Here is a 6070-nt window from a genome sequence, read left to right as displayed (position 1 = left end):
GCCTTGCTCTACCTGGGGCTGTTCACCTTTACCGTGGCTGCCGTGGGTGTGGGACTGTCGATTTCGGCGGTGTCGCTGACTATGCAGCAGGCCATGCTCTACACCTTTTTGCTGATCATGCCACTGATGCTGCTGTCTGGCCTGCTCACTTCGGTGAAAAACATGCCGCAGGCGCTGCAAATCGCCACCTACGTCAATCCGCTGCGTTTTGGCACCAGCATCGTGCGGCGGGTTTACCTCGAAGGCGCGGGGTTAGCCGATGTAGGGCTCGACTTCATTCCCTTGCTGATAATGGGCGCCATCACGCTGCCGCTGGCAGCCTGGCTGTTCCGCAACCGACTTTCCTGATCCAGGTACCCGCCATGTCCAACTCTCAGCTGTTTCGCTTTCGCCCCGCACGCCTGGCGGTAGTGGTCTGCACCGTTGCACTGAGTGCCTGTGCCGTCGGCCCCGACGTGGTCAAACCCACGCCCGCGGCGCCGGACGACTGGACCACGTGGAGCAGTGCCGCCCCGTCGTTGCGCGCTTCCGTCAACCTCACGCAAGCGCCGCGTGCCACCTGGTGGCAAGCATTTTCCGACCCGGTGCTGGAGCGTTTGCAGGTGCAAGCCATTCAAGCCAGCCCCGACCTGAAGACCGCATCGTTACGCTTTGCTCAATCCCGTGTGCAGCGCAGTACCGTCGCCGCCCAACGTGCGCCGGAGGTCGGCCTCAGTGGTTCGGCAACCCGCCAACGCCAGAGCGAAACTGGCGCCGGTACACGGTTGATCGACGCGATAGGCGCCGGCAGCAACGCCGACGACCTGAAAAAATTGCTCGCCGAACCTTTCACCCTCTACCAAGCCGGCTTCGACGCCTCCTGGGAGCTGGACCTGTGGGGCCGCGTGAGTCGCTCCATCGAAGCTGCTGATGCCGACATCGCGCAGCAGGCCGCCTTGCTTGCGCTGGCCCGCCAGAGCCTGGCCAACGATGTGGCGCGCAACTACTTCGAACTGCGCACCACCCAGCGCCAGATCCGCCTGGCACGCGAAGACATCGCCGCCTTGGATGAACAGGTGGAGATTCTCGCCGCACGGGTGCAGGGCGGTATCCTCGACCATCTCGACCTTGAGCGCCAGCGCGCCGAGCAGGCCTCGCTCAAAGCCCAGTTTCCGGCATTGTTGGCCCAAGAAGGCGCCAGCGCCAACCAGCTCACGCTGCTGCTCGGCGAACGCCCCGGCGCGTTGCGCGACCAACTGGCGCCACTCGCTGACAACCGTCAAACTCCCTTGCCCGACCTGGCATTGGGCCTGCCCTCGGAGGTGGCCTTGCAGCGCCCCGACATTCGCGCGGCCGAGGCTGCCCTGGCCAGCGCCACGGCCGATATTGGCGTGGCACAGGCACAGCTCTATCCGAGCATTCACCTGGGCACGAAGTTTGGCTATGAGTCGTACCTGAGCGGTGAATTCACCGACTGGGGCAGCCGAACCTGGTCGATTGGGCCCAGCCTGGACCTGCCGCTGTTTGACCACGGCCGGCGTAAAAGCGTGGTGCAACTGCGCGAGCTGCAACAGCAGGAAGCCGCGGTGACCTACCAGCGCACCGTGCTCAAAGCCTGGCAGGAAATCGACGACGCCCTCAGTGCCTACAGCGCCGAGCAGCAACAGGCGCAGCAACTCGACCTGCAAGTGAAAAGCGCCGGCGAAGCCTACTCATTGGCGCAAGCGCGCTACCAAGGCGGTACGGTGGACTTCATCTCCGTACTCGACAGCCAGCGCAGCTACCTGCAATCACGCCGCAGCCTGGTCGCCAGCCAGGGCCGCCTGCGCACACGCTTCGTGACGATCAAGAAAGCAGTGGGTGCTCCAATACACGTGGTCAGCCCTGGGAGCAATGACGGGACGAAGCACTAGATCCCTGGTTTGAATCGCAAAGCACCTGACCTGGCATAAGGGGATTAGAGAGAAAGCACATAACGTCTGCCGTTGGCCAGTTTCGGGCATTGGCCAATTGCTGCTGTCGGCCAGTTCACGCCCTTCTTGACCGGCAGCTATAGATTGAAAGCGACAACGCAGGAGCTTGTCAGCCACAGGGTAAACCCCTCCTGCATTACAGTGCTCCCCCAGCAAGACTAGGAGTCGTGTAGATCAGGCGCCCAGCTTCCTGCACTTCAGCATCATGACCGCCATAGGCTCATATGGCCGAATCCTTTGGCGACAAGCAATACAACTGTAGAATGCAGCCGCCAAGCGTTGTTCCCAGCGCCTCCCCCGCAGCAAACGCGACCTGATGTTCACCGTGATGAACACTCGCGACCCCATGAAGCTGATTGAGCACATCGCTCAGCATCTGGATCTTGAATAGCACTCCCGAGCTGCCATGCAGCTAATGGCTTCGGCGCTTTTGCTTGCGCTTGTTTGAAACCGGGCACGGCAGAGTTGCCGCGCCCGGCTTTAGGCGGCGCCGGCGTCCCGCGCAGGTGCCGCCGACGGGTTGGCAGCCTGATTTCCGACCAGAGGGTAGCTGGCCTCGGGTGCTTGCCACCTATAGGGGAAACCCCGCTTACGCAACGGCGCCCCGGCTTCCTTGCCGGGGCGCTATGCACATCAGGCGGCGAGCGTGTGACCGTGAACCTTATCGTCGGCCTCTACCGACTCCGGTTCCTCCGTCACGTCCTGAACTAACTGCGACTCCGCCCCCTGCCCTACCGTGAACATGGCCGGCATCCAGCGGGTGCCTTCGACAAGCCGTTCAGCCTCGCTGGCGATGTCGGTCTTCTTGAGCTTGGCCAACTGGTTGACGTGCTTCGGTGCAAACTCTCCCACGGCCTCGAGGATCGCCGCCTTGGTGATGTGCTGAAAAATAGCTCTCGGCGGTCGGCCTCCACCACGCGGCCATGTCCAGTCCCACGGCCTGGGCCAGCTCGGCTCCGGGCTGGAGCTGAGCGGCACGGAGCGTGATCACGTCGACGCTCGCCGCCACGCACACCGCGAGCAGCCTCACCAGTTCGTCCTGGGGCATCGCCAACAGCGCGGCAAACAGCTCGGCGCCGTCCTGCGGCAGCTGCTCACCCCAAGCCTGGAGCAGCTCATGCAGCGCCACGGCGGCGGGCGACTCCGGCCAGTCCGGGGCCAGACTGTCGAGCCGATCACACACGGTCTGGCGGATGCCGAGCGGCATGCTGTCGCCGTGATGTCCGATCTGCAGGACAGTTTGCACCATACCATGCACCAGTGCCGCCTGCGGGTGCCGGGCCACCTCAATCTGCAGCGCCGCAGTGCGGTGGGCGCTCAAGCGCTGCGCCAACCGGTCGGACAGACTCGCAGCCTTGGGCGGTTCGGCGACATCGCCGACATCGTCGTTCGTGCGCTCGCTGCCGCCCTGCCCCTGGCGCAGCCGCTCCAGCGTGCGCAGCGCGTTGGCCTCGGCCTCGCGCAGCAGCCCGCGATGGGTCACAGCCTCACCGCTGCGGTCGATGGTAACCACGACGCCGGCCACACTGAGCACTTCCGGGGTGTAGTCCTGCAAGGACTCACCCAGCGCGTGCAGCTCAGCGGCCATCTGCTCGCGCCGCCGCTCCAGGGCCGGCACCCTGTCTTCGTCCTCGACGTCGTAGGCGTCCTCCAGCTCGGCATCGACCTTCTCCAGCCGGGATTGCAGCGAGGCAATGCGGCGCGCTTCGCGAGTGGTCGGTTCGCGACGGGTGCGCGGCGCATTCTGGAAGGCCTGCCGATCCGCATAGCTGAACTGTGGCACGGCCTCCACCCAGGCCCAGCCCTCGGCGCGCACGTCCTCGGCCAACGCCTCCAGCTTCCCGCGCACCAGCGTTTCCAGCAACGCGGCATCGGTGAGATAGGTGCCGCTGTTGTCGTCGGCGAACAGGTCACGACGGATGCCACCGCCCGCCTCCGTGTAAGCGTCCAGCCCGACGAAGCCCACCAGCGGATGGCTTACGTCGATTTCGCGCTCCGTCAGGCGCGCCCGCAGGGCGGATGCGTTGCGTTGCCATTCCGGCGCGCCGTAGAACGCGGCCTCCTGTGAGGCGTGGTCGTCGGTGATGGTCAGGGCCATCAGTTGCTCCAGGGTGACGGTTCCGGCCCGGTAATCCGCCATCAGGCGCGGCGAGACGTTCGCCAGCTTCAAGCGGCGTTGCACCACCAGCGGAGTCACGCCGAAGTCGGCGGCGATGTCTTCGATGGGGCGGCCTTCCTTGACCAGCGCGGCGAATGCCTCGAACTGGTCGGCGGGGTGCATCTGCTCGCGCAGCAGGTTCTCGGCGAGGCTGACGGTACGGGCCGAGGCGTCAGGCACCAGCAGGCACGGCACCTCGAAATCGGCGGCCAGGCATTTCTTCTTCGCCAGCAATTTCAAGGCGGTCAGGCGGCGATCACCGGCCACCACCTCGAAATGCTCGCCATCGGCGGCGAGGATGACGACGAGGTTTTGCAGCAGGCCAATACGGGAAATGCTCGCGGCCAGCTCGTCGATGGACAGGCGCGGCGTGGTGCGCGCATTGCGTTTGGAGCGACGCGGCAGCAACTGCGCGAGCGGCAGCAACAGCAGGTTCTTGGTCGGGTCGGCCACTTGCAGGGCGGACACGCTGACAGCTTCGGTGGGGATGATCGCGTTCATGGTGGTAGCTCCATTCAAGGGATAACGACTGCGGTTGAAATGGAGGGGCCGTACAGCTGACAGCCACCTCCGGGTGGGGGTCAGGCTTTCAACTGGCGCAGGCCATCGGCCAGCAGCCAAAGGGCGCGGTTCAGGCGCAGGTCTTGGTCGATGCCCTGCACGGGGCGGGTGCGCTGGCGGCACCCGTTGCCGCCGCGCCCGGCCAGCCCGCCGCGAATGAGGTTTTCCTGGGTGCGGTTGAACACGCTCCACAGGTCGGCCCGGTTGTCGTCGAGGCGGCGTGCGGCCAGCACCTGCCGTTCGGTGATCGGTGCCGGCTTGCCGGGGTCGTCGTACTTGAGGGCGAGTGCGGCACGGGCAAAGACTTCGGCCTCGCCGCCGTCCAGGGTGACAGCGCGCATGGCCTCGCGGGACGCCTGCGCCTGCTCGAAACCGTGCAGCACCTCGTAGGCGCCCTCGATCACCTGGGCGGCTACGTCGCCCTTGTGCGGCACGCGCACGTCCGCCACGGTGTCACCGCAAACCAGGCCGTTCTGGCAGACGAAGCGGAACATGCCGGCGAGCATCTGGTAGCTGCTGGTGCCGTCGTGCGAGTTCAGCAGGATGATTTCGTTGGCTTCACCTCGGGCGTCGATCTGGCTGGCATGGCGCAGGCGGATCATGTGTTTGGTGAAGTCGCGCCGGTCGTCATGGCGCACGCGGGTCTGGCACACCATGAAGGGCTCGAAGCCTTCACCGCGCAGCTCTTGCAGCACGCTGGCGGTCGGGATGTAGGTGTACCGCTGCGAGCGGCTTTCGTGTGGAGCCTCCGCGAAGATGGACGGGGCCACGGCGCGGATCTGGTCATCCAATAAGGGAGACTCCGAGCGCAGCACCGGGGAGCGGTAAGAGAAGTTAGAAGCAAGTTGCATGGTCGTTCTCCTGACAAGGATTGGCTGTCGAAAACCACCACCGGATTCCTAGATTCGGAGCCCGCTTTCGGCTCTACCGGTGGGGTCGGCGCGGAGACCTGGGCCGGCCTCGTTGCCACCGTCTTTCCTGAGTTCATCGCCCGCGACGGTCAGGAGCGCGCGGACTGGAGCCGTCAAGGAGGCAAGCGCCGGGTGGTGCGGCCCGCAGGCGCAGCCGAGGACACGGCCCGGCGCGCCTTGATGGCCCAAGACCGCGCGCTACAGTCGCGACAAGGTGATGAAGTCAGGGAAAGACGGATCGACAGGCAATGGCCGCAACGTTGTCGCAGACTCCACGCAAGCGCAGCGCGCAGGCCCAGATTCACGAAGCCGGGCCGTAGGCATCAGCCGAGCACAGCGAGGGAACGATGGAAGCCCAAGGGGGCGAGACTCTCGCAGCGAGGCTCGCTGCACAGCACGACAGCGCGCCCGGCCACTGGCCGGGGATGCCCAAACAACAGGAAGTACCTGAGAGCCGGTCGAGCAATGTGGCCTGGGGTACCGACACG

The 6070-nt window shown here is 65.3% G+C and carries 3 protein-coding genes and 2 pseudogenes; 3 read left to right on the top strand and 2 right to left on the bottom strand.

Annotated elements, in window-relative coordinates; genetic code table 11:
* The 3 genes and pseudogenes from GIW04_RS04755 to GIW04_RS31425 form a co-directional block, all read left to right on the top strand.
* A partial coding sequence (locus GIW04_RS04755) for an ABC transporter permease (RefSeq protein WP_236478938.1) occupies positions 1–348 on the top strand: 348 nt, incomplete at its 5' end.
* A gap of 14 nt (positions 349–362) precedes the next feature.
* Complete coding sequence (locus GIW04_RS04750; RefSeq protein WP_023446513.1) at positions 363–1892, top strand: efflux transporter outer membrane subunit; 1530 nt, start codon at positions 363–365, stop codon at positions 1890–1892.
* Between the two features lie 337 nt (positions 1893–2229).
* Positions 2230–2343: pseudogene (locus GIW04_RS31425) on the top strand (DUF7740 domain-containing protein); the annotation flags it as partial.
* Positions 2344–2585: 242 nt separating this feature from the next.
* Here GIW04_RS31425 and GIW04_RS04745 read toward each other — a convergent pair.
* Both GIW04_RS04745 and GIW04_RS04740 read right to left on the bottom strand, forming a co-directional pair.
* Positions 2586–4611 (bottom strand): annotated as a pseudogene (locus tag GIW04_RS04745) (chromosome partitioning protein ParB).
* Between the two features lie 80 nt (positions 4612–4691).
* Positions 4692–5522: a DUF932 domain-containing protein gene (locus GIW04_RS04740; protein ID WP_031298207.1), complete on the bottom strand. Its 831-nt coding sequence runs from the start codon at positions 5520–5522 to the stop codon at positions 4692–4694.
* Positions 5523–6070 lie beyond the last annotated feature (548 nt).

The organism is Pseudomonas sp. PA-4-8C (genome assembly GCF_021606625.1).
Classification (GTDB): Bacteria; Pseudomonadota; Gammaproteobacteria; order Pseudomonadales; family Pseudomonadaceae; genus Aquipseudomonas; species Aquipseudomonas lactis.
Note: the sequence above shows the minus strand (reverse complement) of the source record. Positions and strands in the feature narration are given on the sequence as shown.